Below are 25,380 nucleotides of genomic sequence, written 5' to 3' on the forward strand. Positions count from 1 at the left end.
GTTCCATCCGGATGACGTATTTCTTCTATGTGGCCGATTTATGTCGGCGTCTACTGAAATGCACAGATCGGAACGTCCACGCGGCAGCCGCCGCATCAACGAGGGGATGACATGTCTACCGCTTTTCAGCCTCGCGCGAGCGCAGCCGCCAGACTCGAGCGACTGCCGTTCTCCGGATATCACCGGACCATCTTCATCATCATCGCCATCGCATTCTTCTTCGACTCGGTCGATCTCGGCACGATGACCTTCGTGCTCGGCTCGATCAAAAGCGAATTTCATTTGTCGACCGCAACTGCGGGGCTCGTTGCGAGTGCAAGCTTTTTCGGCATGGTGATCGGCGCGGCTGCTGCCGGATTGCTGGCCGATCGCTTCGGACGGCGCCCCGTGTTTCAGTGGAGCATGGTGCTGTGGGGGCTCGCATCGTATCTGTGCTCGACCGCGCAGAGCGTCGAAGCGCTGATTTTCTATCGCGTGCTGCTTGGTTTCGGCATGGGCATGGAGTTTCCCATTGCGCAGACGCTCTTGTCGGAATTCGTGCCGGCGGCGTCGCGCGGACGCCTGATCGCGCTGATGGACGGTTTCTGGCCGCTCGGTTTCATCACGGCGGGCGTGGTGTCGTATTTCGTGTTGCCAACCTTCGGTTGGCGCACCGAGTTCGCGTTGCTGGCGATTCCCGCCGTGTTCGTACTGATCGTGCGCCGCGTCGTGCCGGAATCGCCGCGCTGGCTGGAGCATCGCGGACGTCTCGCCGAAGCGGACAAGATCCTCGGCGAAGTCGAAGGGAAGGTGATGAAAGCGGCCGGCTTGAGCCGGTTACCCGCGCCGGTGATGTTGCAGGAACCGCAGGCCGCGAAGGGCACAAGCGCGTTTCGCGAGATCTGGAGCATGGCTTACCGGCGTCGCACGATAATGGTGTGGACGTTGTGGTTCTTCGCGTTGCTCGGATTTTATGGGTTGACGTCGTGGCTCGGCGCGTTGATGCAGCAAGCTGGCTTTGCGGTGACGAAGTCGGTGCTGTATACGGTGCTGATTTCACTCGGTGGGATTCCGGGCTTCATCTGCGCAGCGTGGCTGGTCGAACGCTGGGGACGTAAGCCGACCTGTATCGCGTCGCTCGCCGGCAGCGCGGTGATGGCCTATGTCTATGGACAAACCGCGCTGCACGCGCAAACGCCGACGTTGCTGATCTGCGCCGGACTCGCGATGCAGTTTTTCATGTTTGCGATGTGGGCGGTGCTTTACACCTATACGCCTGAGCTTTATGGCACCGGCGCACGGGCAACAGGATCAGGCTTTGCATCGGCAATTGGGCGCGTGGGGTCACTGATTGGCCCGTACGTGGTCGGTGTCGTCCTGCCGATGTTCGGGCAAGGCGGCGTGTTTTCGCTTGGCGCGATGTGTTTTGTGATCGCCGCTGCGGCAGTGTGGATCATGGGCATCGAGACGCGTGGGCTGGCGCTGGAGACCCTGGTATCTGAAGCGGTTGAACCGGATGCGCAGGGAGTGTTGAGTCCTGCGCGGGAGTGAGTGCGTCTGGGGGCGCTGGATCTCGCGTCTCCTGCCGGAGCCACGAGTTCCAGGACGTTAAGGAAACGGCATCCAAGGAAGTGAAATTATGTCTGTGAATCGCACGCGTTAAATCCCGCGCGAATTGCGGCACTTACCAGGGGACCAAGGTGTTAAAAAGCCGCGAATCTATCGCGGCTTTGTCGTTGGCACGAGGTTCGACCCGGCGAGAACTAAACCGCTGCCGCTTCCCGCTTCCTCGACGCCACGCCGCGGGCCACGAAGTAGGGCGTTTCCACCCGCGCCAGCGCATCCCGTCCGCGAATCCGATCGGCGATCTTCTCCGCGAGCATGATCGTCGGCGCATTCAGATTGCCGGTTGTGATCTGCGGCATGATCGACGCATCGACGACGCGCAGCGCATCGAGCCCATGCACGCGGCCCTCGTTATCCACCACAGCCATATCGTCATAACCCATCTTGCACGAGCACGACGGATGAAACGCCGTCTCCGCACGGTTGCGCACGAAGGTGTCGAGCTGTTCGTCGGTCGTGAGTTCAGCGCCCGGATTCAGTTCCCGCCCGCGATATCGATCGAGCGCCGGCTGACGCATGATTTCGCGCGTAATGCGGATTCCGTCGCGGAATTCACGCCAGTCGAGCGGATCGGCCATGTAATTGAACAGGATGCTCGGATGCGCGGCAGGATCGCGTGACGTGAGCTTCACACGGCCACGGCTCGGCGAACGCATCGAACCGACGTGCGCCTGAAAACCGTGCATCTTGATCGCGTTCGAACCGTTGTAGTTGATCGCAACGGGCAGGAAGTGATACTGGATGTTCGGCCATAGATCATCATCGCGGGTCCGGATGAAGCCACCCGCTTCGAACTGGTTGCTCGCGCCAATGCCCGTGCCGTTAAGCATCCATTCGAGTCCGATTGCAGGCTGATTCCACCATTGCAACGCGGGGTACAGCGAAATCGGCTCCTTGCATTCGTACTGGATATACATCTCCAGATGGTCCTGGAGGTTTTCGCCGACGCCCGGCAGATCGTGCACGAGCGGCACACCGAGTTCGCGCAGCCACGTCGAGCGGCCCACACCCGAGCGTTGCAGCAATTGCGGCGAGGCAATCGCGCCGCTGCACACCAGCACTTCGCGGCGTGCATGCGCGGTTACAGCATTGCCATGCTGCAGATACGCGACGCCGATCGCACGCTTGCCCAGGAACAGCACGCGATCGGACATGGCATGCGTCACGATGGTCAGATTTGGACGCGTCTTCGCACGATCCAGATAGCCCCGCGCGGTGCTGGCGCGTCTGCCGTTCGCCGTGACCGTACGATCCATCGGACCGAAGCCTTCCTGCTGATAGCCGTTCAGATCGTCCGTACGCGGAAAACCCGCCTGCACGCCGGCCTCGACCATCGCCGCGAACAGGGGATTGTTGCCGGGCTTGCTCGTCGTTACATGGACCGGGCCGTCGCCGCCGTGATACGCGTTCGCACCCACGTCGCGTGTTTCGGCTTTGCGGAAGTACGGCAGGCAATCCAGATAGGTCCAGTTCTCCAGCCCGGCACGCGCGGCCCAGCCATCGTAATCGAGCGCGTTGCCGCGGATGTAACACATGCCGTTGATCAGCGACGAACCGCCGAGCCCCTTGCCACGTCCGCACTCCATGCGACGGTTGTTCATATGCGGTTCGGGGTCGGTTTCGTACGCCCAGTTATAGCGTCGCCCTTGCAACGGAAAGGCGAGGGCCGCGGGCATCTGCGTGCGAAAATCGAAACGGTAGTCGGGGCCGCCTGCTTCGAGGAGCAGCACGGTCACGTCCTCGCCTTCGGTCAGGCGCGAGGCGAGCACGTTGCCCGCCGAACCCGCGCCGACGATGATGTAGTCGTATTCGTTGGAAGCCATCGCCACCCCTCCTTAGAACACCGGTTGATACGGGCCGAGTTCGACCTGCACGGACTTGATGCGCGTGTAGTGTTCGAGCGTGGTGATACCGTTTTCGCGGCCGACGCCCGACTGCTTGTAGCCGCCCACCGGCATTTCGGCGGGCGATTCGCCCCAGGTGTTGATCCAGCAGATACCCGCTTCGAGTCGATGAATCACGCGATGCGCACGCGCCAGATTCTCAGTCACAACGCCCGCAGCGAGGCCGTAGGCGGTGTGATTTGCACGGGAGATCGCTTCGTCTTCGTCGTCGAAAACGAGAATACTCATCACCGGGCCGAAAATTTCTTCGCGCACGATACGCATGTCGTCATGGCAGCCGGTGAACACCGTCGGCTCGACATACTGGCCGTTGCGGAAATGACCTTCCGTCAGCCGCTTGCCGCCGGCAATGAGCCGCGCGCCTTCCTGGACGCCACTTTCGATGTAGCCCAGCACTTTCTGCAATTGCGCCGCGCTGACCAGTGGGCCGAAGTTGGTATCGGCGTCAGTGGGCGCGCCGACGCGAATCCGCTTGACACGTTCCAGTACCAGCGCTTCGAACCGTTCCAGCACGCTACGCTGAACGAAGACACGTGTGCCGTTTGTACAAACCTGACCGGAGCTGAAGAAGTTGGCGCTCATCGCGATGTCGGCGGCGCGTTCGAGGTTGGCATCGTCGAAGACCAGCAGGGGGGATTTGCCGCCCAGCTCCATCGTCACTTCCTTCAGTGACGATGCGCCCGCCAGTGACATCACCTTCTTGCCCGTTTCGACGCCGCCGGTGAACGAAATCTTCTCGATGTCCGGATGCGCGGCGAGCATCGCACCCACGCGTCCGTCGCCTTGCACGACGTTGAACACGCCGGCCGGTACACCGGCTTCGGTATAGATCTCCGCGAGTTTCAGTGCTGACAGTGGCGTGATTTCGCTCGGTTTGAAGATCATCGCGTTGCCGGCCGCCAACGCGGGCGCCGATTTCCAGCATGCGATCTGGATCGGGTAATTCCACGCGCCGATACCCGCGCACACGCCTAGCGGTTCTCGCCGCGTATAAACGAACGACGAGGGCCGCAGCGGAATCTGTTGCCCTTCAATGGCGGTAGCAAGCCCCGCGTAATACTCGATCACGTCGGCGCCCGTGACGATATCGACAGCCCGGGTCTCCGCGATCGCCTTACCGGTGTCGCGTGTTTCGAGCGCGGCGAGTTCGTCGTTGCGTTCGCGCAGGATCTCGACCGCGCGGCGCAGGATGCGCGAGCGCTGCATCGCCGTGAGCGCGGCCCACTCGCGTTGGCCGTCACGTGCGGATTGCACGGCGCGCTCGACGTCGGCCGCCGAGGCTTGTTGTACCGTCGCGAGCGTTTCGCCGGTGGCGGGGTCGAGCGTGTCGAAGGTCTCGCCACTGATCGCGTCGACGTAGGCGCCGCCTATATAGAGACGTTGCGTTGCGAATACCGCCATGACTTGCTCCTTTTTTGAAAATGTCACCGGTCTAGCTGCGTGTTTCCAGCAGCAGATCGATGTAGTCGTTTGCCACGCGCAGTGCCGCCTTCGTATCGAAGGGCTCACCGGACAAAGCACCGCGCAGCCACAGTCCGTCGATCAGCGCCGCGAGGCCGCTCGCCGCACGGCGCGCCGCCGCACGCGGCAGCGCTTTAGAAAAATCCGCGCACAGGTTCGAGTTCAGCCGGCGCGTGTTCACGTATTGAAGCCGCCGCAATTGCGGCTTGTGCATGCTCTCGGACCAGAACGCGAGCCATGTTTTCATGACCGGACTGCTGGTTTGCTCGGCGTCGAAATTCGCCGCGACGACCGCACGCAGCTTCGAGCGCGGATCCGTTTTCGCCGCGCGGCGCCTGCGCGACGTGGCTTGCCACAGATCACGCAGCACGTGGCGCATGGTGGCTTCGAGCAACCCGTCCTTGTCGCCGAAATAGTGGCTGACGATGCCAGTGGAAATGCTCGCGCGCTGGGCAACCGAAGCGAGCGTCGCACCGGCCAGGCCGGTCTGGTCGATGGTCAGCAGCGTTGCGTCGATCAGCTGGGCGCGGCGGATTTCGCGCATTCCAAGTTTGGGCATGGTGCTAGGGGTGGCGGGCGCAGACCGGCCGCCCAAGTGTTCGATGGGGCATGTTAGTTTTTTTATATTGAACGGTCAATCAATAAAAACCGGGTTGCATCAGCGTGTACACGGGTTGCGCCCGGCGTGTCGGTTCCTGCCAAACCAGTGTCGCGTTCGGTACAGGTCCTTTGTTTCAGTGGGCGCTACGCTCGTTGAACGGCGCGCTACATCAAGTCAGGCGCCGCTCACAAGACATGGAGACAGGCAAATGAGCAGCAATCGCGGCGTCGTGTATCTCGGGCAGGGCAAGGTGGAAGTGCAGTCGATCGACTTTCCGAAGATGGTCGATCCGCGTGGCCGGTCAATCGGCCACGGTGTGATCCTGAAGGTGGTCAGCACGAATATTTGCGGTTCCGATCAGCACATGGTGCGTGGTCGCACGACCGCCGAGGTCGGCCTCGTACTCGGCCATGAGATCACGGGCGAGGTGATCGAGGTGGGCCGCGATGTTGAAACGTTGAAGATCGGCGACCTGGTGTCGGTGCCGTTCAACGTCGCTTGTGGACGCTGCCCGACCTGCAAGGCGCAGCACACGGGCGTGTGCCTGAACGTCAATCCGTCGCGGGCGGGTGGGGCTTATGGCTACGTCGACATGGGCGGCTGGATCGGCGGCCAGGCCGAGTACGTGCTGGTGCCGTACGCGGACTTTAATCTGCTGAAATTCCCCGACTACGCCCAGGCGATGTCGAAAATCCGTGACCTGACGTGTCTGTCCGACATTCTGCCGACCGGCTATCACGGCGCGGTGATGGCGGGCGTGAAGCCCGGCGCTACCGTCTACATTGCGGGCGCGGGGCCAGTGGGGATGGCGGCCGCCGCTTCCGCGCGACTGCTGGGCGCGGCCTGCACGATCATTGGCGATATGAATGAGGCGCGTCTCGCGCATGCGCGCAAGATGGGCTTCCAGACCATCGATCTATCGAAGGACGCTACGCTCGGTGAGCAGATCGAACAGATTCTCGGCAAGCCCGAAGTGGACTGCGCCGTGGACTGCGTCGGCTTCGAGGCGCACGGCCACGGCAGCAGCGGCTCGCATGAGGAAGCGCCGGCCACCGTGCTCAATTCGCTGATGGAAATCACCCGGGCTGCCGGCGCGATCGGCATTCCGGGCCTGTATGTGACGGATGATCCGGGTGCCACCGATGCCGCCGCCCGCAAAGGCAGCTTGAGCATCCGTTTCGGCCTCGGCTGGGCCAAGTCGCACTCGTTCCATACCGGACAGACGCCGGTAATGAAGTACAACCACAATCTGATGCAGGCGATCTTGTGGGACCGCTTGCCGATTGCCGACATTGTCAACGTGACCGTGGTATCGCTCGACGAAGCACCGGACGGTTACCGGCAATTCGATGGCGGCGCGCCGCGGAAGTTTGTGATCGACCCGCACGGGCTGTTGAAAGCGGCCTGAAGTCAGCACCGCTGTACATGCGTTGATGTACTTCATGGGGGCGCTTCAGAAAACGGGCAATAGCAGGTTAAGCGAGTAGCGCGCGTCAGTCATCTGGCGCGCCCGTTTAACCTGGAGTGTCCTCAAGATCTGGACTTTGTCGTACGCCAGGCGTCCCGGTGGGCGTTTCGAACGATTGCTGATCGACCTGGATCGGCCACACGAGCACCTGATCCGAACGACCGGACATCACGAAGGGGGCGTCTGCGTTTGTGAACGCGTCCCCTCGCGCTCGAGCCATGAGCGGAACAGCACGACCAGGTCATTTGCAGATATCCCATCCGGAACGTAAGTGCAATAGCTCCGCGACGGTAGACGAGGGCCGGTGAAGGGCGCGACAAGCCGGCCAGCAGCAAGGTCGTCTGATACAAGCGCAGTCGGTCCCATCGCGATGCCTATGCCGTCGATGGCAGCCTGCAACGTCAGATAGAAGTGATCGAAGGTCAGGGTGGCAGCCGGCCGGAGTGCGGAAATCTGCGCCCTCGCCAGCCAGTCCGGCCAGAGTCGCGGCAGACTCGACGTGTGCAGCAACGTATGCTGCCGCAGATCGTCTGGCGTCCGAAGCGGCAGTCGCTGCAAGAGTGCCGGACTGCAGACCGGGAGTCTCTCCTCGGACAGGAAAGGTCGCATCGAATAGCCATAGAACGTGTCCGGACCGCCCCGGATGACGACGTCATAGATCTCTTTCAGGCTCTCCACCGGCTCGTTCGACGTCTCCACCTTGACGTCCACGTCGGCATGCTCGACACGGAATTTCGCCAGTCTCGGCACCAACCAACGCAATGTGAACGTTGCGGGAGCATTCACGGACAGTGTCCGGGAGACCGTTGCGGGGACACCATATCTCGCGGTTGCCTGCGAGAGTTGCTCGAATACGGGACCGATTTCATCCAGGTAGGCCTTCGCCGCTGCAGTGAGCGCCACACGCCGGTTGTGCCGTTCAAACAACGGTGCGCCCAGCCACTCCTCAAGCAGGCGCACGTGCTGGCTCACCGCACCGTGAGTCACGTGCAATTCCGCGGCGGCTTCCTTGAAGCTGCCTAGCCGGCCAGCGGCCTCGAAGGCACGCAATGCATTGAGGGGAGGCAATATCCGTTTCATTCGGAAGAGTTTATCTAACGCGAACCAGCAATTTATCTGGTTTGTTAGCCCGTCACAAGATAGATATCCTTCTTGCTTCACCCTTTCTCCGGCACTCGCATGCTCAGTTATACCGGCGGTTTCGTCCTCCTTGCCGCACTGCTTCACGCGAGCTGGAACGCGATGCTGCACGGCAATGGCGACCGCTTGCTGTCCATGACGTGGATGAGCATCGCCATCGCGATGGTCTCTACCGTCGTGATTCTGTTCACACCGTGGCCGACCCGCGCGGCGTGGCCGTACATCGCCACATCGGGGCTCGTACATATCGTCTACAACGTGACCCTCGTACGGTCGTATCGCCGCAACGGTCTGGCGCAGGCGTATCCGATCGCGCGCGGCTCGTCACCGCTACTCGTCACGCTCGGCGCGGCGCTCTTCGCGCATGAGGCAATCGGCCCCTTGCATGTGCTCGGGATCGTGATGATATCGGGCGGCATCATCGCAATCGCCCTGGAGGGAAGCCACGTGTCGCGTGCGGGTTTGCTGGCTGCGCTGACGACCGGCGCAACGATCGCCGTTTATACCGTGATAGACGGCATCGGCGTGCGCTTATCCGGCGGCGAGGCGATCGCCTACACCGCGTGGATGTTTCTGTTCTATTGGCTGATGCCGGTGCTGTTCGTCGCGACGCGTGGGCTCGCGGCGTTGTGCGCGCCGGTACGGACCTCGCCAATGGCAATCGGCTCGTCGCTCGTCGGCGGCCTGGTGTCGATCGCGGCGTATGGCATCGTGATATGGGCATTGCAGTCCGGCGCGATGGGCGCGGTATCGGCGTTGCGCGAGACCAGTGTGGTGTTTGCGGTGCTGATCGGACGAATGTGTCTGCGGGAAACGGTCAGTGGCAAACGCTGGCTCGCGTGCGTGATTGTCGCGGGTGGGGCCGTTTGTTTGGGGCTTTGAGATCGGTCGGCCCGTCGTTCTGCTACACGGTTTTCCCTACGATATCCACGACGCTCTGTCGATTCTTATTATCTAAATCTCCCTGAGGAATACCGACATGCCAAAGACTCCAGACCACGTCCCGCAGGCGCCGCTCATTCTGATAACGGGTGGAGGTCGTGGCGTAGGCGCGGCGACTGCTCGGCTTGCTGCCGCACAAGGTTACGATGTCGCGATCAGCTTCGTCTCCAACGAGTCAGCCGCCCTCGCGGTGGCGGCTGATGTAGAAGCCGTTGGGCGCCGGGCTTTACCCGTGCACGCAGATAGCGCGGATCCTGAGCAGGTCGCTCAGCTATTCGCCGCGATCGACCGGACCTTCGGCCGGATCGACGTGCTGGTGAACAACGCCGCGGTACTTGCGCCGCAGTCCCGCCTGGAGGATCTCGAATTCGAGCGGATGCAGCGTATCTTCGCGGTCAACTCGATCGGCCCAATCCTCTGTGCACAGCAGGCAGCGAAACGCATGTCGTATCGTCATAACGGACGAGGGGGCTCCGTGATCAACATCTCATCGGCAGCGGCCCGGCTCGGCAGTCCAAACGAATATGTCGACTACGCTGCGTCGAAGGGTGCCGTTGAGACATTCACTACCGGCTTCGCCAAGGAAGTCGCGCGGGATGGGATACGCGTCAACTGCATTCGCCCTGGGCACATCTACACCGACATGCATGCTAGCGGTGGAGAGCCAGGACGGGTGGATCGCGTCAAAGACTCGATCCCCATGGGAAGAGGCGGTCAACCTGAAGAGGTCGCGCGGGCGATCCTATGGCTGGCAAGCGCCGAGGCTTCCTTCATCACCGGCACGTTCCTCGATGTCACTGGCGGCAAGTGAGCTACAGGGTGCGGCACCGGGCTGGGTGTGCGCGAAGAATTGAAACGCTGGCCCGGAATCACGCCGCCATGACCGGCGCAGAGGCCAGCGACGGCGCCTGTCTGCGCCGTTCACGCGTTGGCGCGGTACCAAACGCGTCGCGATAGCTCTTCGAGAAGTGGCAAGCCGACTGGAAGCCGCAAGCCATCGTGATATGCATGATCGACATGTCGGTCTGCAGCAGCAACTCGCGGGCACGTCGCAAGCGCAGCGTCAGATAGTAATGGGTCGGCGTCATCCCCAGATGTTCGCGGAACAGACGCTGCAATTGCCGCTGCGACATATCGGCGAGCCGCGCGAGCTCTTCGCGTGAAAGCGGTTCTTCGATGTTGTTCTCCATCAGCGAGATCACTTCGAAGAGCGACTTGTTGGCCGAACCGAGCCGCGCCACCAGCGGCATTTTCTGTTGTGCGCTCGTATCGCGCACATGTTCGACGATGAACTGCTCCGCGATCTGCGTGACCCGTGCCGTGCCGACCCGCGGCGCGATCAGGTTGAGCATCATGTCGAGCGGCGCGACGCCGCCCGTACAGGTGACGCGATCACGATCGACCACGAACAGTTCCTTCAGAAAACGTGTGTCGGGAAACTCTTCTTTGAGCGCCGACATGTTCTCCCAGTGAATTGCACACGCATAACCACCCAGCAGACCGGCACGCGCCAGCGCATAGGTGCCGGTGCACAGGCTGCCGAGCACGCTGCCCGTGCGGGCAAAGCGGCGCAGGGCGGAAAGATGGGCGGGGGTCGTGGCGCGCTGCACGTCGATACCGCCGACCACAAACACGATATCCGGTTGACCGACGCATTCAACTGGCCCGGTGTCGACCGCCAGACCATTGCTTGCGGTCACCGGGCCGCCTTCGGGGCTCACGATCGACCAGCGGTAAAGCGTTTGTCCTGTCAGGTAGTTCGCCATGCGGAGAACTTCGATCGCGTTCGTGAACGCGATCATCGTGAAGTTCGGAAGCGGCATGAATGCGAAATGCGACAGCGACGCCGTGCGATCGGTGGACATGGGGGAAATGATTCCTTCGAATCTGTAATGTCGCGTCGCCGTGGGGAGCGGCGACTGTTGCAATTTTGAGGACGAGCGCAACTAGCGTGCCATCAGGCTAAACCCTCAGTTGCCCATTAATAAAGAGGGATCGCTAAACAAACGGCACCAGAAGGGAGCCGCCAGCGCTCATCCACGCACCCGAACTGCGCACAACGATCAGCTGCAGTGCAGCATGAGCGCAAAACGCTAACGATCGTTCGAAACCTGTCGTCGCGACTTGTCGAAATTGGACGCGTATGGCGGAAAAGGCAAAGAACACGTCTGAATTCGTAAATTGGCGCGCGGGGCAAGCGTCAAGAATAGACGCAATGCAGACCGGTAGCAGCAGGGCTTTACAGCCGCCCCCGGCCTTCGGCCAACCACCCCACGGACCTTCCATGTCGAACCCGAATCCTTTCTTCGAAGAATCGCTCGCCACGCGTGACGCGGCGGTGCGCGGCGCCATTTTGAAAGAGCTGGAGCGCCAGCAGTCGCAAGTCGAACTGATCGCGTCGGAGAACATCGTGTCGCGCGCGGTGCTCGAAGCACAGGGCTCGGTGCTGACCAACAAGTACGCGGAAGGGTATCCGGGGAAACGCTATTACGGCGGTTGTGAGTATGCCGACGTGATCGAAACGCTGGCCCTCGATCGCATCAAGCAGCTCTTCAACGCGAAATTCGCCAACGTGCAACCGCACTCCGGCGCGCAGGCGAACGGCGCGGTGATGCTCGCACTCGTCAAGCCGGGCGACACGGTGCTGGGCATGTCGCTCGACGCGGGCGGCCACCTGACCCATGGCGCGAAGCCGGCAATGTCGGGTAAGTGGTTCAACGCAGTGCAATACGGCGTGAATCGCGACACGATGCTGATCGATTACGAGCAGATCGAGGAACTCGCGCAGCAGCACAAACCGGCGTTGCTGATCGCCGGCTTCTCGGCTTATCCCCGTGCACTGGACTTTGCACGGCTGCGCGCGATCGCCGATGGCGTGGGCGCGAAGCTGATGGTGGATATGGCGCACATCGCCGGGGTGATCGCGGCGGGGCGTCACCAGAATCCGGTGGAGCACGCACACGTCGTGACGTCGACTACGCACAAGACCTTGCGCGGTCCGCGTGGCGGCTTTGTCCTGACGAACGACGAAGACATCGCCAAGAAGATCAATTCGGCGGTGTTCCCGGGCTTGCAGGGCGGTCCGCTGATGCATGTGATCGCCGGCAAGGCGGTGGCGTTCGGCGAGGCGCTGCAACCGGGCTTCAAGACCTACGTCGACAACGTGCTGGCCAATGCGCAGGCACTGGGCGAAGTGCTGAAGGCGGGCGGTGTCGATCTGGTGACGGGCGGCACGGACAACCATCTGCTGCTGGTCGATCTTCGCCCGAAGGGCCTCAAAGGTAATCAGGTCGAGCAGGCGCTGGAACGTGCGGGCATCACCTGCAATAAGAACGGCATTCCTTTCGATACCGAGAAGCCGACGGTCACGTCCGGCGTTCGCCTCGGCACGCCGGCGGGCACCACGCGCGGCTTCGGCGTGAGCGAGTTCCGCGAAGTCGGGCGGCTGATCGTCGAAGTGCTCGACGCGCTGCGCGATCATCCGGAAGGCCATGCCGCAACCGAACAACGCGTGCGCCGCGAGATTTTTGCGCTGTGCGAACGCTTTCCCATCTACTAAGCACGCCTGGAGCAAACGATGAGCACTTTGCACGACAACAGCATCATCATCGACGGTCTGAACATTTCGAAGTTCGAGCGCTCGGTGTTCGAAGACATGCGTAAGGGCGGTGTGACCGCGGTGAACTGCACGGTGTCGGTCTGGGAAAGCTTCCAGAAGACCGTCGACAACATCGCCGAGATGAAGCAGCAGATCCGCGAGTACGGCGAGATCCTGACGCTCGTGCGTACCACCGACGACATCTTGCGCGCGAAGAAAGAGAACAAGACCGGCATCATTTTCGGCTTCCAGAACGCGCATGCGTTCGAAGACAACCTCGGCTATATCGAGGCCTTCAAGGACCTCGGCGTGAACGTGGTCCAGCTTTGCTACAACACGCAGAATCTGGTCGGCACGGGCTGCTATGAGCGTGACGGTGGTCTGTCCGGCTATGGCCGTGAAGTGATTCAGGAGATGAACCGCGTCGGCATCATGGTCGATCTCTCGCATGTGGGCGGTAAAACTTCTTCCGAAGCGATTGCTGCCTCGAACAAGCCGGTGTGCTACTCGCATTGCTGTCCGTCAGGGTTGAAAGAGCATCCGCGCAACAAGAGCGACGAGCAACTGAAAGAAATCGCGGACGCAGGCGGTTTCGTCGGCGTAACGATGTTCGCGCCGTTCCTCAAGCGCGGCCCGGACGCGACGGTCGAAGACTATATCGAAGCAATCGACTACGTGGTGAACCTGATCGGCGAGGACCAGGTCGGCATTGGCACTGACTTCACGCAGGGCTATAGCACGGAGTTCTTCGACTGGATCACGCACGACAAGGGCCGTTATCGCCAACTGACGAACTTTGGCAAGGTGGTGAATCCGGAAGGCATCCGCACGATCGGCGAGTTTCCGAACCTGACGGCCGCGATGGAACGCGCCGGCTGGAGCGAAACCCGCATCAAGAAGATCATGGGTGAAAACTGGGTACGGGTGTTTGGTGAAGTCTGGAAGGTTTGATTCGCCATTCACTGAACCTGAACCTATAAAAACGGAGCCCCAACATGCAACCCCAACTGCCTATCGACGTCGATCCGAACACCGGCGTCTGGACCACCGACGCGCTGCCGATGCTCTACGTGCCGCGTCACTTCTTCACGAACAATCACACGGCTGTCGAGGAAGCGCTCGGCATCGACACGTATGCCGAGATTCTCTACAAAGCCGGCTACAAGTCCGCGTATTTCTGGTGCGACAAGGAAGCGAAACAGCACGGTATTGCCGGTATGGCGGTGTTCGAGCATTACCTGAACCGCCTGTCGCAACGTGGCTGGGGCCTCTTCACGATCACGGAAGCCGATCCGTCGAGCTCGCATGCTCGCATCGAATTGCACCACTCGTCGTTCGTGCTCGCGCAGCCAGGCAAGGAAGGCAAGCTTTGCTACATGTTTGCCGGCTGGTTCGCGGGCGCGATGGACTGGGTCAACGACACCGCGCCGGATGAACAGCGCAAAGGTCCACCGTCCCATTCGAAGGAAGCGCGCTGCGCGGCAGAAGGCCACGATTACTGCGTGTTCGAAGTGTCGCCGCTCGCGTCGTAACAACAACGCACATAGCCTATCCATTCCGAGGTCGATCGCGATGCGTTACCCGAACCTTTTCAAGCCTCTTACGCTGAACAAACTGACTTTGCGTAACCGCATTGTCAGCACTGCGCACGCGGAGGTGTATGCGGAACCGGGCGGTTTGCCCGGCGATCGCTATATACGTTACTACGAAGAGAAGGCCAAGGGCGGTGTCGGCCTCGCCGTGTGCGGCGGCTCGAGCCCGGTGTCGATCGATAGCCCGCAAGGCTGGTGGAAGTCGGTAAATCTGTCGACCGACAAGATTATCGATCCACTCGCGCGGCTCGCCGAAGCAATGCACCAGCACGGCGCGAAGATCATGATCCAGGCCACGCACATGGGCCGCCGTTCGGCGTTTCATGGTGAGCACTGGCCGCATCTGATGTCGCCATCCGGTGTGCGTGAGCCGGTGCACCGCGGCAATGCGAAGATCATCGAGGTGGAAGAGATTCGCCGCATCATTTCTGACTTTGCAGCGGCCGCAAAGCGCGTGAAGGATGCCGGAATGGACGGTGTCGAAATCTCGGCGGCCCACCAGCATCTGATCGATCAGTTCTGGAGCCCGCGCACGAATTTCCGTACCGACGAATGGGGCGGCTCGCTCGAAAACCGCCTGCGGTTTGGCACGGAAGTGTTGAAGGCCGTGCGCGAAGCGGTCGGCGCGGATTTTTGCGTCGGTCTGCGTATGTGTGGCGACGAGTTCCATGAAGACGGTCTCGATCACGAGCAGCTGAAAGAAATCGCCCAGGCGATGAGCGAAACCGGGCTGATCGACTACCTCGGCGTGATCGGTTCCGGCGCGGATACGCATAACACGTTGGCGAACTGCATGCCGCCGATGGCGCTGCCGCCCGAACCGTTCGTGCATCTCGCGGCGGGGATCAAGTCGGTCGTGAAGCTGCCGGTGATGCATGCCCAAAGTATTCGCGATGCGGGCCAGGCGGAACGGCTGCTGGCGAGCGGCATGGTCGATCTGGTCGGCATGACGCGTGCACAGATCGCCGATCCGCATATGGTCATCAAGATCCGCGACGGCCGCGAGGACGAGATCAAGCAATGCGTCGGCGCGAACTATTGCATTGACCGCCAGTACAACGGGCTGGACGTGCTGTGCGTGCAGAACGCCGCGACCTCACGTGAAGAAACCATGCCGCACGTGATCGCGAAGACACGTGGGCCGAAGCGCAAGGTCGTCGTCGTCGGGGCAGGTCCCGCTGGACTGGAAGCGGTGCGCGTGGCGAAGTCGCGCGGCCATGACGTGGTGCTGTTCGAGAAAAATGACTACGTCGGCGGTCAGATCATGCTGGCCGCGAAAGCACCGCAGCGCGAGCAGATGGCGGGCATCGTGCGCTGGTTCGATATGGAAACGAAGCGCTTGGGTGTCGACCGCCGTCTCGGTGTCGCCGCCGACGAAAAAACCATCATGGCCGAGAAGCCGGACATCGTCGTGCTGGCCACGGGCGGTTCGTCGTTCACGTCGCAAGTGGCCGCATGGGGTGTTGAGGAAGGGCTCGCGGTCAGTTCATGGGATGTGCTGTCAGGCAAGGTCGAACCGGGCAAGAACGTGCTGGTGTATGACGGCGTCAGCACGCACGCCGGCGCGGGTGTCGCGGATTTCATGTCGAGCCGCGGCTCGAACGTCGAGATCGTGACGCCGGACGTGAAGGTTGCCGACGATGTCGGCGGCACCACGTTCCCGATCTTCTATCGGCGTCTCTATGCGCAAGGCGTGATTCACACGCCGAACTACTGGCTCGACAAGGTGTATGAGGAGGACGGCAAGAAGATCGCCGTGATCCGCAATGAGTACACGGAAGAGCAGGAAGAACGCGCCGTCGATCAGGTGGTCATCGAAAACGGCAGCACGCCGAACGACGAACTCTACTGGAAGCTCAAGCCCGAGTCGGTGAACCGCGGCCAGCTGGACGTGCACAAGCTCTTCGCGTCGGAGCCGCAACCGTCGCTCAGCGAGGAACTCGGTAACGGTCGCTTCCTGCTGTTCCGCGTCGGCGACTGCATTTCCATGCACAACATTCACGGCGCGATCTATGACGCGCTGCGCCTTTGCAAGGATTTCTGACGATGAGCCCCGTGTTTGTCATCACCGTCCTGCTGTGGTTGTCGGTGGCGGGCCTCGCGTTCGCGCTCGCCAAACGGGCTGCGTACTGGCGCGAAGGCCGTGCCACGGCCGCGGGCGCGTACGGCTGGACCAATCTGCTGGCGATCCCGAAGCGCTATTTCGTCGACTTGCACCATGTGGTTGCGCGTGACCCGTACATCGCGAAGACGCACGTGGCGACGGCGGGCGGCGCGATCCTCGCAATGGCGCTGGTGTTCGTCAACTACGGTCTCGCCATCTACTCGCCGTGGCTCGACAAGCTGATCTTTCTGGCAGCGCTCGTGATGCTGGTGGGCGCGGTGTTCGTCTGGCGCCGGCGGCATGGTGCGAAGGCCGTCCCTGCACGGCTCTCGCGTGGGCCGTGGGATCATCTGCCGCTCCTGCTTGGGTCGTTCGCGCTCGGTCTGGCGCTGTTCATCGCGCTGCCGGCTGCGGCGATGTCGGGTGCGCTGGCGATTATTGTCTCGCTGCTGATCGCGGTGGGCGCGTTCACGATGACGTTCGGCGCGGCACGTGGCGGTCCAATGAAGCATGCGCTCGCCGGTCTGCTGCACCTCGCGTTTCACCCGCGTCAGGAGCGTTTTGCCGAGCGTAACGACAACGATGTCGTGCCGCCGACCGCGCTGAAGGCGCCGCTGCTCGACGCGAAGGAATACGGCGTCGGCAAGCCGGTGGAATTTCGTTGGAACCAGTTGCTGAGCTTCGACGCCTGCGTGCAATGTGGCAAGTGCGAGGCAGCGTGTCCTGCGTTTGCCGCCGGACAGCCGCTCAATCCGAAGAAGCTGATTCAGGATCTTGTCACGGGCATGGTCGGTGGCACGGATGAGGCTTATGCCGGCAGCCCGACGCCTGGCATTCCGGTCGGCAAACACGGCGGAGCGCCGGGCAAGCCACTCGTGTCGAGCCTGATCGAGGCGGATACGCTGTGGTCCTGCACGACCTGCCGCGCCTGCGTGCAGGAATGCCCGATGCTGATCGAGCACGTCGACGCGATCGTGGATATGCGCCGCAACCAGACGTTGGTCGAAGGCAGCGTACCCGGAAAAGGCCCGATCACGCTCGCCAATCTGCGCGAGACGGGCAGTTCGAACGGTTATGACATCGGTGCCCGCTACGACTGGGCGGTCGATCTGCAGGTGCAGATCGCTCAACCGGGACGTCCGGTGGATGTGCTGTTGATCGCCGGCGAAGGCGCATTCGACATGCGCTATCAGCGCACGCTGCGCGCGCTGATCAAGGTGCTGAATCGGGCGGGGATCGACTATGCGGTGCTCGGTGGCGTTGAAACCGATACCGGCGATACGGCTCGACGTCTCGGCGACGAAGCGACGTTCCAGCAACTCGCGCAACGGCTGATCGGCACACTCTCGCAGTACACGTTCCGCAAGATCGTGACCGCCGATCCGCACGTGATGCACAGCCTGCGCAACGAATATCGCGCACTCGGCGGCTTATATGAGGTGCAGCATCATACGGCGCTGATCGAAGAACTGGTCTCGAGCGGCAAGCTGGCGCCGAAGGCAGTCGCCGCGTTCGCCGACCGCAAGATCACGTATCACGACCCGTGCTATCTGGGCCGCTATAACGGAGAAACGGAAGCGCCGCGCCGTTTGCTGAAGACTATCGGCATCAAGGTGGTCGAGATGGAACGCAACGGGATGCGCGGGCGTTGCTGCGGAGGTGGCGGCGGTGCACCGTTGACTGATATTCCCGGCAAGCGGCGCATTCCCGATATCCGTATCGACGACGCGCGCTCGATTGGTGCTGAGATCGTCGCGGTCGGCTGTCCGAATTGCACGGCGATGCTCGAAGGCGTGGTCGGCCCGCGTCCGGAAGTGCTGGACGTTGCCGAACTGGTTGCAGCGGCGCTGGAGTGACGCGATGAACAATCTCAAACGAATCGATCCGCGCCGGCCGTTCACGATCACGGCGGACGGGCTTAAGCGTATCACGCTCGGCATGACTGGCTTGGCCGGCTCGATGGAATTCGAGGCGCACGGCTCGGCGTCGTCGGCGCATCGTGAACAAACGAAACCGCGCCGCACGACGGCCGCGCCGCAGCGTGTGCTGCTGGTGGCCGCACACGCGGACCGCGGCGCGCTGGATGATCACGCACGTCAGACCCTGGCTGCCGCTGCGTTGATCGCGAACGCGACAACCGGAGTCGTCCTGCTTGTATTCGGCGAGTTCACCGGCGACGCCGCCGCGCTCGGCGCCGACAAGCTGATCGAGTTGCCGATGTTCGACCGCCGTGCTTTCGCGCCTCTGGATGAGTTGAACGCACTGGCCGCGTGCGTCGCGGCCTATGCGCCGGCACACATTTTCCTGCCTGACAACGCCACCGGCGACGGCGACCTCGGCCGCCGCTATGCAGCAGCCGCTAACGCGAGCGTCGCGACGCATGTCGTCGAGATCGACGCAGCACATGTCGCGGTATATATCCAGACGACTACGGCATTCGCTACGCGCTCACTGCCTGAGGTCGTTTTGCTTGCGCCGAATGCGGTCGATCCAAAGTTGCCGTTCGTGGGGGCGGGTGAGCGGGTCGTGTGGCGCTTCGATGGCGAGCCGGCTTCGTCTGAAGGTATCGTGCGCGATCTTGGCATTGAGGAAATCGACGCCGCCCAGCTTGCGCTCGAAGAGGCGGATTTCATTGTCTCGGCGGGCAACGGCGTCAGCGATGTCCCTTCGTTCGAGCGTCTTGCGGTCACGTTAGGCGCGGCGATCGGCGCAAGCCGCGTCGCCGTGGACGACGGCAAATTCACCCGCGACAAGCAGATTGGCGCCACCGGCAAGACCGTCGAAGCGAGCGTGTATATCGCGTTCGGTATCTCAGGCGCGGTTCAGCATCTGCAAGGCATCAAGGATTGCCGGCACGTGATCGCCGTGAATCTCGACGCCAGTGCGCCAATCGCCAAACGCGCCAATCTGACCGTTATCGCGGATGCGCAGGAAACCATTGCGGCGCTGAACGAAGCCGCGGCGGCTGCGCGCACGGCACGCGGCACCGGTGCTGCGCTATTGAATTCGCCGGCTGTTGCGGAAGGAGCGCTTGCATGAAGATCGCCGTACTGGTTTCCGTGGGGCGGCACCCGGTCAGCGGTACCGCGCGTTACAGCCGCAATGACGCCGCCGCGCTGACGATCGCGCTCTCGCTCGCCAAAACGCACGGGGCGACGCTCGACGTGCTGCATGCGGGCGATCCGTCGAACCCGGCGCTCAAGGAGTATCTCGCGCTCGGTGCGCGCACTGTCGAGGTGCTGGACGTGCCAGCAACGCCTGAATTGCAAGGCGATGCCGTGGCGCCGCTCGCCACCCGTCTGCGCGGTTATGACCTTGTATTGACCGGCACGCGTGCTGAAGGCGCATTCGATAGCGGCATGCTGCCGTATCGCGTCGCCAGTGCGTTGAACATGCCGCTGGTCGGCGCTGCAGTCGATCTGACGCTCCGCGAGGGCTGCGCCGAAGTCCGGCAATTTATGCCCAAGGGCTTGCGCCGCCGGGTTGAAGTGCGGTTGCCGGCATTGATCGCGGTGCATCCAATGGCCAACACGACGCCGAGCTACGCCTATGCCAGGCTGCGCGAAGGCACGATCCGTCCGGTCGCGACAGAAGCGCCCGGGGGCCCGGACGCCCGAAGCCCGGATGCCGGCAGCCCGGACGCCGCCAACCCCGACAACCTCGCCTGGACGACCCGCCCCGCGAGCGCCAAACCGGTGCGCCTCGCCGCCGCCGAGAAGCGCTCCGGCCATGCCCGCATGCTCTCGGCGACGACGACCGAAAGCCGCGGTGGCAGCGTCGTAATTGAAGGGAGTTCCGTCGAAAAAGCACAAGTGATCCTTGCGTATCTGCGCGAGCATCAACTCGTAGATTACTGATTTCCGGTTCGGGCCAGCATGCGACCAGGAGGGCCTGGCGCAGCGCCAGACGTGACATGCAACGGAGCACACAATGAAAGTTTCGGCAGACGTTCGCGCAATGATCGAACGCCGTAAAAAGAATCACACGCTGGAAGCGCCGTTCTATACGGGCGAGGCTATTTTCGCGCTCGACATGGAGGCGATTTTCCGCAAGCACTGGATTCAGGTCGCGGTGGAACCGGATGTGCCGGAGCCGGGCGATTACATCACAGTGGAAATCGGTAACGATTCGATCCTGATCGTGCGCGACGACGACATGCAGGTGCGGGCGTTCCATAACGTGTGCCGCCATCGTGGCGCGCGTTTGTGCAATACGGACAAGGGTTCGCTCGGCAATATCGTCTGCCCGTATCACAGCTGGACCTACAACCTGAACGGCGATCTGATGTTCGCCGAACATATGGGCGACCAGTTCGACCGCTGTAAGCACAGCCTGAAATCGGTGCACCTCGAGAATCTTGCCGGCCTGATTTTCATCTGTCTCGCGGACGAGCCGCCTGCCGACTTCGCCGTGATGCGCGCCGCAATGGAACCCTATCTGTTGCCGCATGAGCTCGCCGGTTGCAAGATCGCGGCGACGATCGACATCATCGAAGAGGGCAACTGGAAACTCACGATGGAGAACAATCGCGAGTGCTACCACTGCGTCGCGAACCATCCTGAGCTGACGATTTCGCTTTATGAATACGGTTTTGGCTATCAACGCACGCCCGCCAACGAAGAAGGCATGGCCGCGTTCGAAGAGACCGTGGCGCGCCGTACCGCGCAATGGGAGGCGATGAACCTGCCGTCGGCGGAAATCGACCGTCTGGCGGATCTGGTCACGGGTTTCCGCACGCAACGCCTGCCGCTCGATCGCGACGGCGAATCGCAGACCATGGACGCGAAGGTGGCGTCGAAGAAGCTGCTCGGCTGTTTCGAGCAGGCCGATCTCGGTGGCCTGTCGTTCTGGACGCAGCCAAATTCATGGCATCACTTCATGAGCGACCATATCGTCAGCTTTTCGGTGATTCCGTTGTCGGCGGGCAAAACGCTGGTGCGTACCAAGTGGCTTGTCCACAAGGACGCACGCGAAGGCATCGATTACGACGTGAACAATCTTACGGCCGTGTGGCGTGCGACCAATGATCAGGACCGCGCGCTCGTCGAGTACTCGCAGCGTGGCGCGACCAGCAGTGCCTACGAACCGGGTCCGTACTCGCCGTTCACCGAAGGCCTCGTCGAGAAGTTCTGCGAGTGGTATATCGGCCGCATTGCGGATTACAGCAATGCGCCCCAATCCCATGATGCCGGCGATGCGCCGGTTTCGCACGGCGAAAAAGTCGTGTCTTTCATGCGCTGAGCGCGATACCACAACCAGGAGCGGGAGAAAATAATGATGCGCGATCAGGCGACGTTTCAGCTTAGTCCCGAGCCGATTCCAAACTACGAGACTTTAACCCGCGAGACGCCAAGCCGTGCGACTTCAAGCCGGGTCACGCAGCCGCGGTTCTGGGAGACGTTGCCGGCGCGCTGGAACAGCGACACCGACGACACGCTGGTGTGCTGCCAGGTTCGCCAGGAAACCCACGACGTAAAAAGCTTCTTCTTTCGCGCGCCCTCCGAACGGGCGTTCGTGTTCGAGCCGGGGCAGTTCATTACGCTGGAGTTGGAGATTGACGGCGAAGCGGTGAACCGCTGCTACACGATCTCGTCACCGCCCACGCGTCCGCACACCATCTCCATCACGGTGAAGCGCGTGCCGGGTGGCAAGGTGTCGAACTGGCTGCACGACAATCTGCATGCCGGTACGCAGGTTCGTGTGCTGGGGCCGTCCGGTGAGTTCACCTGTGCGCGGCATCCGGCGCGTAAGTTTCTGTTTCTGTCGGCAGGTTCGGGCGTGACACCGCTGATGTCGATGAGCCGTGCGCATCATGAACTCGGCGAGGATAGCGACATCGTGTTCGTACACAGCGCTCGCACGCCTGACGACATCATCTTCGCTCGCGAGCTCGATCTGATTGCATCGAATCAGACCAATTTCCGCACAGCGTTCGTCTGTGAACGGCTAGGTGCGCGGACCAATTGGCCCAGCGTCACCGGGTTTCTGACTTTGCCCTTGCTCAAACTCATCGCGCCGGATTTTCTGGATCGCGAGATTTTCACCTGCGGTCCCGCGCCCTACATGCAGGCAGTGCGCCATCTGCTGGATGAAGGCGGCTTCGATCGCAGCCACTATCACGAGGAAAGCTTCTCGTTCGAGACGATCAGCGAGGTGGCCGCGCAATTGACCACCGCGCATGTCGCCGATGCGTTGCAGGCACCCACAGCCAATGCGGAGAGTTTTGCCGAAGCGCGCGACCAGGCGGCTGGGTTCATCCCGGCACAGGTGCCGGTCGAAACGGAAACGACGTTCAAGGTGAGCTTCGCGAAAAGCAATCGTGAGATCGAATGCGGCAGCGGCCAGCATGTACTCGACGCGGCGAAGAAGGCCGGCGTGCGGCTCGCTGCCTCGTGCACGCAAGGCATGTGCGGTACTTGCAAGGTGAAGCTGGTGTCTGGCGAAGTGGCCATGAAGCACGCCGGCGGAATCCGTCAGCGGGAAATCGATCAAGGCATGGTGCTGCTGTGTTGCAGCAAGCCGTTGAGTGATCTCGTGGTCGATAAGTAAGACCAGAACGGCACGGCCCGAGGTCGAGGTCGCCCGCGGACAACTGGATGTCGTAAAAGAACGCTACCCGGCAATTCTGGCTGGCGATTCTAAATGCTCAATGGGTAGTTAGACGGCGAACGGGAGAACGGCGATGAGACTGATCAGCAAGATATTCGTGTTGAGCGCGTTGAGTGCGGCGCTGGCGGCAAGCAGCGTGACTGTGTCGGCCGATACCAAGCCGACCATCAAGATTGGCTACGTGGAAGGTTGGGACGACAGCGTCGCGACCTCCAACGTTGCTGCACGCGTGATCGAAAAGCGCTTGGGCTATCAGGTGCAACTGGTGCCGGTCGCAGCCGGGGTGATGTGGCAAGGCGTGGCGCGCGGCGATCTCGACGCGACGCTCTCCGCATGGCTGCCGGTCACGCATGGTGCGTACTGGAACAACTTCAAGGATAAAGTCGTCGACCTGGGGCCCAACTTCAACGATGCGAAGATCGGCCTGATCGTGCCGGAGAACGCTGACGTGACGAGCGTCGGCGATCTGGAAGCGAAGAAGACGGAATTCGGCTCACGTATCGTCGGCATCGATGCCGGCGCGGGCGTGATGGAGAAAACCAGCCAGGCGATCAAGGCCTACGGGCTCGACTATCAACTGATGCCGAGCTCCGGCAGTGCGATGACCGCGGAACTGGCGCGTTCGGAAGCGGCGAGCAAGCCGATTATCGTGACCGGCTGGAAGCCGCACTGGATGTTCGCGAAGTACAAGCTCAAATTCCTCGACGATCCGAAGAAGGTGTTCGGCGACGCGGAGCACGTGGATAGCGTTGTGAATCCTGAACTGGAGACCAAGGCGCCGCCGGTGGTCGCGTTCCTCAAGAAGTTTCAATGGAAGCCGGGCGAAATCGACAGCGTGATGCTGGCGACGCAAAGCGGCGAGAAGCCGACAGCGGCTGCCGATGCGTGGATCGCTGCACATGGGGATCGCGTGGATAGCTGGGTGAAGTGACTTCGTGCTTCGTTTGAATGAGTTGCCGCTTCTTCTGAGCGGCAACTCCCGTAAAAAACGCCGCTTGAGAGCGGCGTCTTTTTATTGCAGCACGACAGTCCGATCGCCGTTGATGAACACGCGCCGCTCGATAAATGCCTTCACTGCCCGCGCTAGCGTGATGCATTCGACGTCGCGTCCCGTCGCCAGCAGCCGCTCCGGGCTGTATGAGTGATCGACGCGTTCCACGACCTGCTCGATGATCGGACCTTCGTCGAGATCGTCGGTGACGAAGTGCGCGGTTGCACCGATCAGTTTCACGCCGCGCGTATGGGCCTGGTGATAAGGCTTCGCCCCTTTGAAGCCGGGTAGAAACGAATGGTGAATGTTGATCGCGCGGGCTGCGAGTGCACGGCTCGTTTCGCCGGAGAGAATCTGCATGTAGCGTGCAAGAATCATCAATTCAGCGCCTGATGTCTCGAACAGGTCGAGCAAACGCGCCTCCTGTTGTGGCTTGGTATCGGCGGTGATGGGTAGATGATGGAACGGCAAGCCGTGCTGTTGCGCGAGCGGTTCGAGATCGCGATGGTTCGAGGCGATGCCGACAATATCCATCTTCAGTTCACCCATGCGCCAGCGGAACAGCAGATCGGCGAGACAGTGTTCGAGTTTCGACACCATGATCAGCACTTTCGGCCGTGTGCCGACGTCGTGCATCGCCCAGGTCATCTGAAACCGCTCGGCGATCGATTCGAATTCGCGCTTGAGTACTGCGATGTGCGGGGTCTCGTTGATGTCGACGCTATGAAACACGCAGCGAACGAAGAAGCGCTCGCTGAGGTCGTCGTCGAAAACGGTCAATTCGTCGATATAGCAATGATGGCGGTCGAGAAAGCCGACGACGGCGGCAACCTGGCCCGCCGCGCTTGGACACGCGACGGTGAGAACCCGTTGATCGGGACGGGAATCGGCGGACATGCGCTCTCCACTTAGGCGATGGGGCAATGCCGCGGGGCGCGGCATGCATCATCGCAGTAGAGCAAATCAGCGGTACATGGGGATAGAAGGTAACCGCCGTTGCGGTGGAATGGGAGCGTCAGGGTTGAGGCGACTTGTCTCCATCACACAGCAGGATTACCAGCGCTGGGCCGCGTTGCGCTTGCGGCGTTGGGCTTTCCTTGATTTTTTGTTGGTTTGTTAGTGTTGCGTCTGTGTCTGTTTGCATACGGCGTTGGCCTTTCCTTGCTTTCTTAATGGTCTATTAGTGTTGCCCCTGTGCGGGGCGGCACTTACTTTCTTTGCCGCCGCAAAGAAAGATAAGCAAAGAAAGCGGCTCACACCGCCAGCTCATAAGCGGGTCTCCTGGCTTGGAGGGGGCAGTGGTGCATCTGGAATCCGTGCCCCCGCACATTCGGCGTCAGTGACAAAGCCGTCATACATCCGGCG

20 protein-coding genes are annotated in these 25,380 nt (G+C 61.7%); 14 read left to right on the forward strand and 6 right to left on the reverse strand.

What is annotated here, in order from left to right:
• Window positions 1–111 precede the first annotated feature (111 nt).
• Complete coding sequence (locus PQQ96_RS05690; protein ID WP_408289868.1) at window positions 112–1,530, forward strand: MFS transporter; 1,419 nt, start codon at window positions 112–114, stop codon at window positions 1,528–1,530.
• 212 nt (window positions 1,531–1,742) lie between these two features.
• On the opposite strand, the gene betA is transcribed toward PQQ96_RS05690, so the two are convergent.
• The 3 genes from betA to betI are packed head-to-tail and all read right to left on the reverse strand — an operon-like array spanning window position 1,743 to window position 5,529.
• Window positions 1,743–3,428 (reverse strand): choline dehydrogenase, encoded by a 1,686-nt coding sequence (betA, locus tag PQQ96_RS05695; protein ID WP_408289870.1) that lies wholly within the window; start codon window positions 3,426–3,428, stop codon window positions 1,743–1,745.
• Window positions 3,429–3,440: 12 nt separating this feature from the next.
• A complete protein-coding gene (betB, locus tag PQQ96_RS05700; RefSeq protein ID WP_408289872.1) occupies window positions 3,441–4,910 on the reverse strand; it encodes a betaine-aldehyde dehydrogenase in 1,470 nt (489 codons plus the stop codon).
• A gap of 31 nt (window positions 4,911–4,941) precedes the next feature.
• The gene (gene betI / locus PQQ96_RS05705; RefSeq protein WP_408289874.1) at window positions 4,942–5,529 is read right to left on the reverse strand and encodes a transcriptional regulator BetI; all 588 of its coding nucleotides are present in this window, start codon (window positions 5,527–5,529) and stop codon (window positions 4,942–4,944) included.
• Window positions 5,530–5,779: 250 nt separating this feature from the next.
• Here betI and fdhA point away from each other — a divergent pair, with 250 nt between their 5' ends.
• Window positions 5,780–6,979: a formaldehyde dehydrogenase, glutathione-independent gene (gene fdhA / locus PQQ96_RS05710; protein WP_408289876.1), complete on the forward strand. Its 1,200-nt coding sequence runs from the start codon at window positions 5,780–5,782 to the stop codon at window positions 6,977–6,979.
• A gap of 228 nt (window positions 6,980–7,207) precedes the next feature.
• On the opposite strand, the gene gcvA is transcribed toward fdhA, so the two are convergent.
• Window positions 7,208–8,119 (reverse strand): transcriptional regulator GcvA, encoded by a 912-nt coding sequence (gcvA, locus tag PQQ96_RS05715; protein ID WP_408289877.1) that lies wholly within the window; start codon window positions 8,117–8,119, stop codon window positions 7,208–7,210.
• A gap of 99 nt (window positions 8,120–8,218) precedes the next feature.
• Here gcvA and PQQ96_RS05720 point away from each other — a divergent pair, with 99 nt between their 5' ends.
• Both PQQ96_RS05720 and PQQ96_RS05725 read left to right on the forward strand, forming a co-directional pair.
• On the forward strand, window positions 8,219–9,061 hold the full coding sequence (locus PQQ96_RS05720; protein WP_408289879.1) for an EamA family transporter: 843 nt from the start codon (window positions 8,219–8,221) through the stop codon (window positions 9,059–9,061).
• Window positions 9,062–9,158: 97 nt separating this feature from the next.
• On the forward strand, window positions 9,159–9,932 hold the full coding sequence (locus PQQ96_RS05725) for an SDR family oxidoreductase (protein ID WP_408289881.1): 774 nt from the start codon (window positions 9,159–9,161) through the stop codon (window positions 9,930–9,932).
• A 58-nt stretch (window positions 9,933–9,990) separates the two neighbouring features.
• Here PQQ96_RS05725 and PQQ96_RS05730 read toward each other — a convergent pair whose 3' ends face one another.
• Window positions 9,991–10,986, reverse strand: a complete 996-nt coding sequence (locus PQQ96_RS05730) for a GlxA family transcriptional regulator (RefSeq protein ID WP_408289883.1) — start codon at window positions 10,984–10,986, stop codon at window positions 9,991–9,993.
• A gap of 419 nt (window positions 10,987–11,405) precedes the next feature.
• Here PQQ96_RS05730 and PQQ96_RS05735 point away from each other — a divergent pair, with 419 nt between their 5' ends.
• From PQQ96_RS05735 to PQQ96_RS05780, 10 genes are all read left to right on the forward strand, one after another.
• The gene (locus tag PQQ96_RS05735; RefSeq protein WP_408289885.1) at window positions 11,406–12,680 is read left to right on the forward strand and encodes a serine hydroxymethyltransferase; all 1,275 of its coding nucleotides are present in this window, start codon (window positions 11,406–11,408) and stop codon (window positions 12,678–12,680) included.
• 18 nt (window positions 12,681–12,698) lie between these two features.
• On the forward strand, window positions 12,699–13,670 hold the full coding sequence (locus PQQ96_RS05740; protein WP_074287570.1) for a dipeptidase: 972 nt from the start codon (window positions 12,699–12,701) through the stop codon (window positions 13,668–13,670).
• A gap of 44 nt (window positions 13,671–13,714) precedes the next feature.
• Window positions 13,715–14,251 (forward strand): DUF5943 domain-containing protein, encoded by a 537-nt coding sequence (locus PQQ96_RS05745; RefSeq protein ID WP_408289887.1) that lies wholly within the window; start codon window positions 13,715–13,717, stop codon window positions 14,249–14,251.
• A gap of 40 nt (window positions 14,252–14,291) precedes the next feature.
• On the forward strand, window positions 14,292–16,355 hold the full coding sequence (locus tag PQQ96_RS05750) for an oxidoreductase (RefSeq protein WP_408289889.1): 2,064 nt from the start codon (window positions 14,292–14,294) through the stop codon (window positions 16,353–16,355).
• 2 nt (window positions 16,356–16,357) lie between these two features.
• Window positions 16,358–18,271 carry a (Fe-S)-binding protein gene (locus tag PQQ96_RS05755; RefSeq protein WP_408289891.1) on the forward strand — a complete coding sequence of 638 codons (1,914 nt, stop codon included), beginning with the start codon at window positions 16,358–16,360 and terminating at the stop codon, window positions 18,269–18,271.
• Between the two features lie 4 nt (window positions 18,272–18,275).
• A complete protein-coding gene (locus PQQ96_RS05760) occupies window positions 18,276–19,454 on the forward strand; it encodes an electron transfer flavoprotein subunit alpha/FixB family protein (RefSeq protein WP_408289893.1) in 1,179 nt (392 codons plus the stop codon).
• Entirely contained in the window at window positions 19,451–20,272 is an 822-nt protein-coding gene (locus PQQ96_RS05765; protein ID WP_408289894.1) for an adenine nucleotide alpha hydrolase family protein, read from the forward strand. The genes PQQ96_RS05760 and PQQ96_RS05765 overlap by 4 nt, the downstream gene beginning before the upstream one ends.
• A gap of 73 nt (window positions 20,273–20,345) precedes the next feature.
• A complete protein-coding gene (locus PQQ96_RS05770) occupies window positions 20,346–21,656 on the forward strand; it encodes an aromatic ring-hydroxylating oxygenase subunit alpha (protein WP_408289896.1) in 1,311 nt (436 codons plus the stop codon).
• A 33-nt stretch (window positions 21,657–21,689) separates the two neighbouring features.
• On the forward strand, window positions 21,690–22,964 hold the full coding sequence (locus PQQ96_RS05775) for an FAD-binding oxidoreductase (RefSeq protein WP_408289898.1): 1,275 nt from the start codon (window positions 21,690–21,692) through the stop codon (window positions 22,962–22,964).
• A 133-nt stretch (window positions 22,965–23,097) separates the two neighbouring features.
• Window positions 23,098–23,955, forward strand: a complete 858-nt coding sequence (locus PQQ96_RS05780; protein WP_408289900.1) for a glycine betaine ABC transporter substrate-binding protein — start codon at window positions 23,098–23,100, stop codon at window positions 23,953–23,955.
• A gap of 81 nt (window positions 23,956–24,036) precedes the next feature.
• Here the strand turns inward: PQQ96_RS05780 and purU are convergent, their stop codons facing one another.
• Window positions 24,037–24,912 (reverse strand): formyltetrahydrofolate deformylase, encoded by an 876-nt coding sequence (purU, locus tag PQQ96_RS05785; protein ID WP_408289902.1) that lies wholly within the window; start codon window positions 24,910–24,912, stop codon window positions 24,037–24,039.
• Between the last annotated feature and the right edge of the window lie 468 nt (window positions 24,913–25,380).

Source organism: Paraburkholderia sediminicola (genome assembly GCF_046027825.1).
Lineage (GTDB): Bacteria > Pseudomonadota > Gammaproteobacteria > Burkholderiales > Burkholderiaceae > Paraburkholderia > Paraburkholderia sediminicola_D.

Bases quoted from the DNA above. Each gene is read 5' to 3' on its own strand.
- fdhA (WP_408289876.1), top strand. From the start codon at position 5,780: ATGAGCAGCAATCGCGGCGTCGTGTATCTCGGGCAGGGCAAGGTGGAA.
- PQQ96_RS05765 (WP_408289894.1), top strand. From the start codon at position 19,451: ATGAAGATCGCCGTACTGGTTTCCGTGGGGCGGCACCCGGTCAGCGGT.
- PQQ96_RS05750 (WP_408289889.1), top strand. From the start codon at position 14,292: ATGCGTTACCCGAACCTTTTCAAGCCTCTTACGCTGAACAAACTGACT.
- PQQ96_RS05730 (WP_408289883.1), bottom strand. From the start codon at position 10,986: ATGTCCACCGATCGCACGGCGTCGCTGTCGCATTTCGCATTCATGCCG.
- PQQ96_RS05745 (WP_408289887.1), top strand. From the start codon at position 13,715: ATGCAACCCCAACTGCCTATCGACGTCGATCCGAACACCGGCGTCTGG.
- PQQ96_RS05780 (WP_408289900.1), top strand. From the start codon at position 23,098: ATGAGACTGATCAGCAAGATATTCGTGTTGAGCGCGTTGAGTGCGGCG.
- purU (WP_408289902.1), bottom strand. From the start codon at position 24,912: ATGTCCGCCGATTCCCGTCCCGATCAACGGGTTCTCACCGTCGCGTGT.
- PQQ96_RS05775 (WP_408289898.1), top strand. From the start codon at position 21,690: ATGATGCGCGATCAGGCGACGTTTCAGCTTAGTCCCGAGCCGATTCCA.
- PQQ96_RS05740 (WP_074287570.1), top strand. From the start codon at position 12,699: ATGAGCACTTTGCACGACAACAGCATCATCATCGACGGTCTGAACATT.
- PQQ96_RS05760 (WP_408289893.1), top strand. From the start codon at position 18,276: ATGAACAATCTCAAACGAATCGATCCGCGCCGGCCGTTCACGATCACG.
- betA (WP_408289870.1), bottom strand. From the start codon at position 3,428: ATGGCTTCCAACGAATACGACTACATCATCGTCGGCGCGGGTTCGGCG.
- gcvA (WP_408289877.1), bottom strand. From the start codon at position 8,119: ATGAAACGGATATTGCCTCCCCTCAATGCATTGCGTGCCTTCGAGGCC.
- betB (WP_408289872.1), bottom strand. From the start codon at position 4,910: ATGGCGGTATTCGCAACGCAACGTCTCTATATAGGCGGCGCCTACGTC.
- PQQ96_RS05725 (WP_408289881.1), top strand. From the start codon at position 9,159: ATGCCAAAGACTCCAGACCACGTCCCGCAGGCGCCGCTCATTCTGATA.
- PQQ96_RS05770 (WP_408289896.1), top strand. From the start codon at position 20,346: ATGAAAGTTTCGGCAGACGTTCGCGCAATGATCGAACGCCGTAAAAAG.
- PQQ96_RS05755 (WP_408289891.1), top strand. From the start codon at position 16,358: ATGAGCCCCGTGTTTGTCATCACCGTCCTGCTGTGGTTGTCGGTGGCG.
- PQQ96_RS05735 (WP_408289885.1), top strand. From the start codon at position 11,406: ATGTCGAACCCGAATCCTTTCTTCGAAGAATCGCTCGCCACGCGTGAC.
- PQQ96_RS05720 (WP_408289879.1), top strand. From the start codon at position 8,219: ATGCTCAGTTATACCGGCGGTTTCGTCCTCCTTGCCGCACTGCTTCAC.
- PQQ96_RS05690 (WP_408289868.1), top strand. From the start codon at position 112: ATGTCTACCGCTTTTCAGCCTCGCGCGAGCGCAGCCGCCAGACTCGAG.
- betI (WP_408289874.1), bottom strand. From the start codon at position 5,529: ATGCCCAAACTTGGAATGCGCGAAATCCGCCGCGCCCAGCTGATCGAC.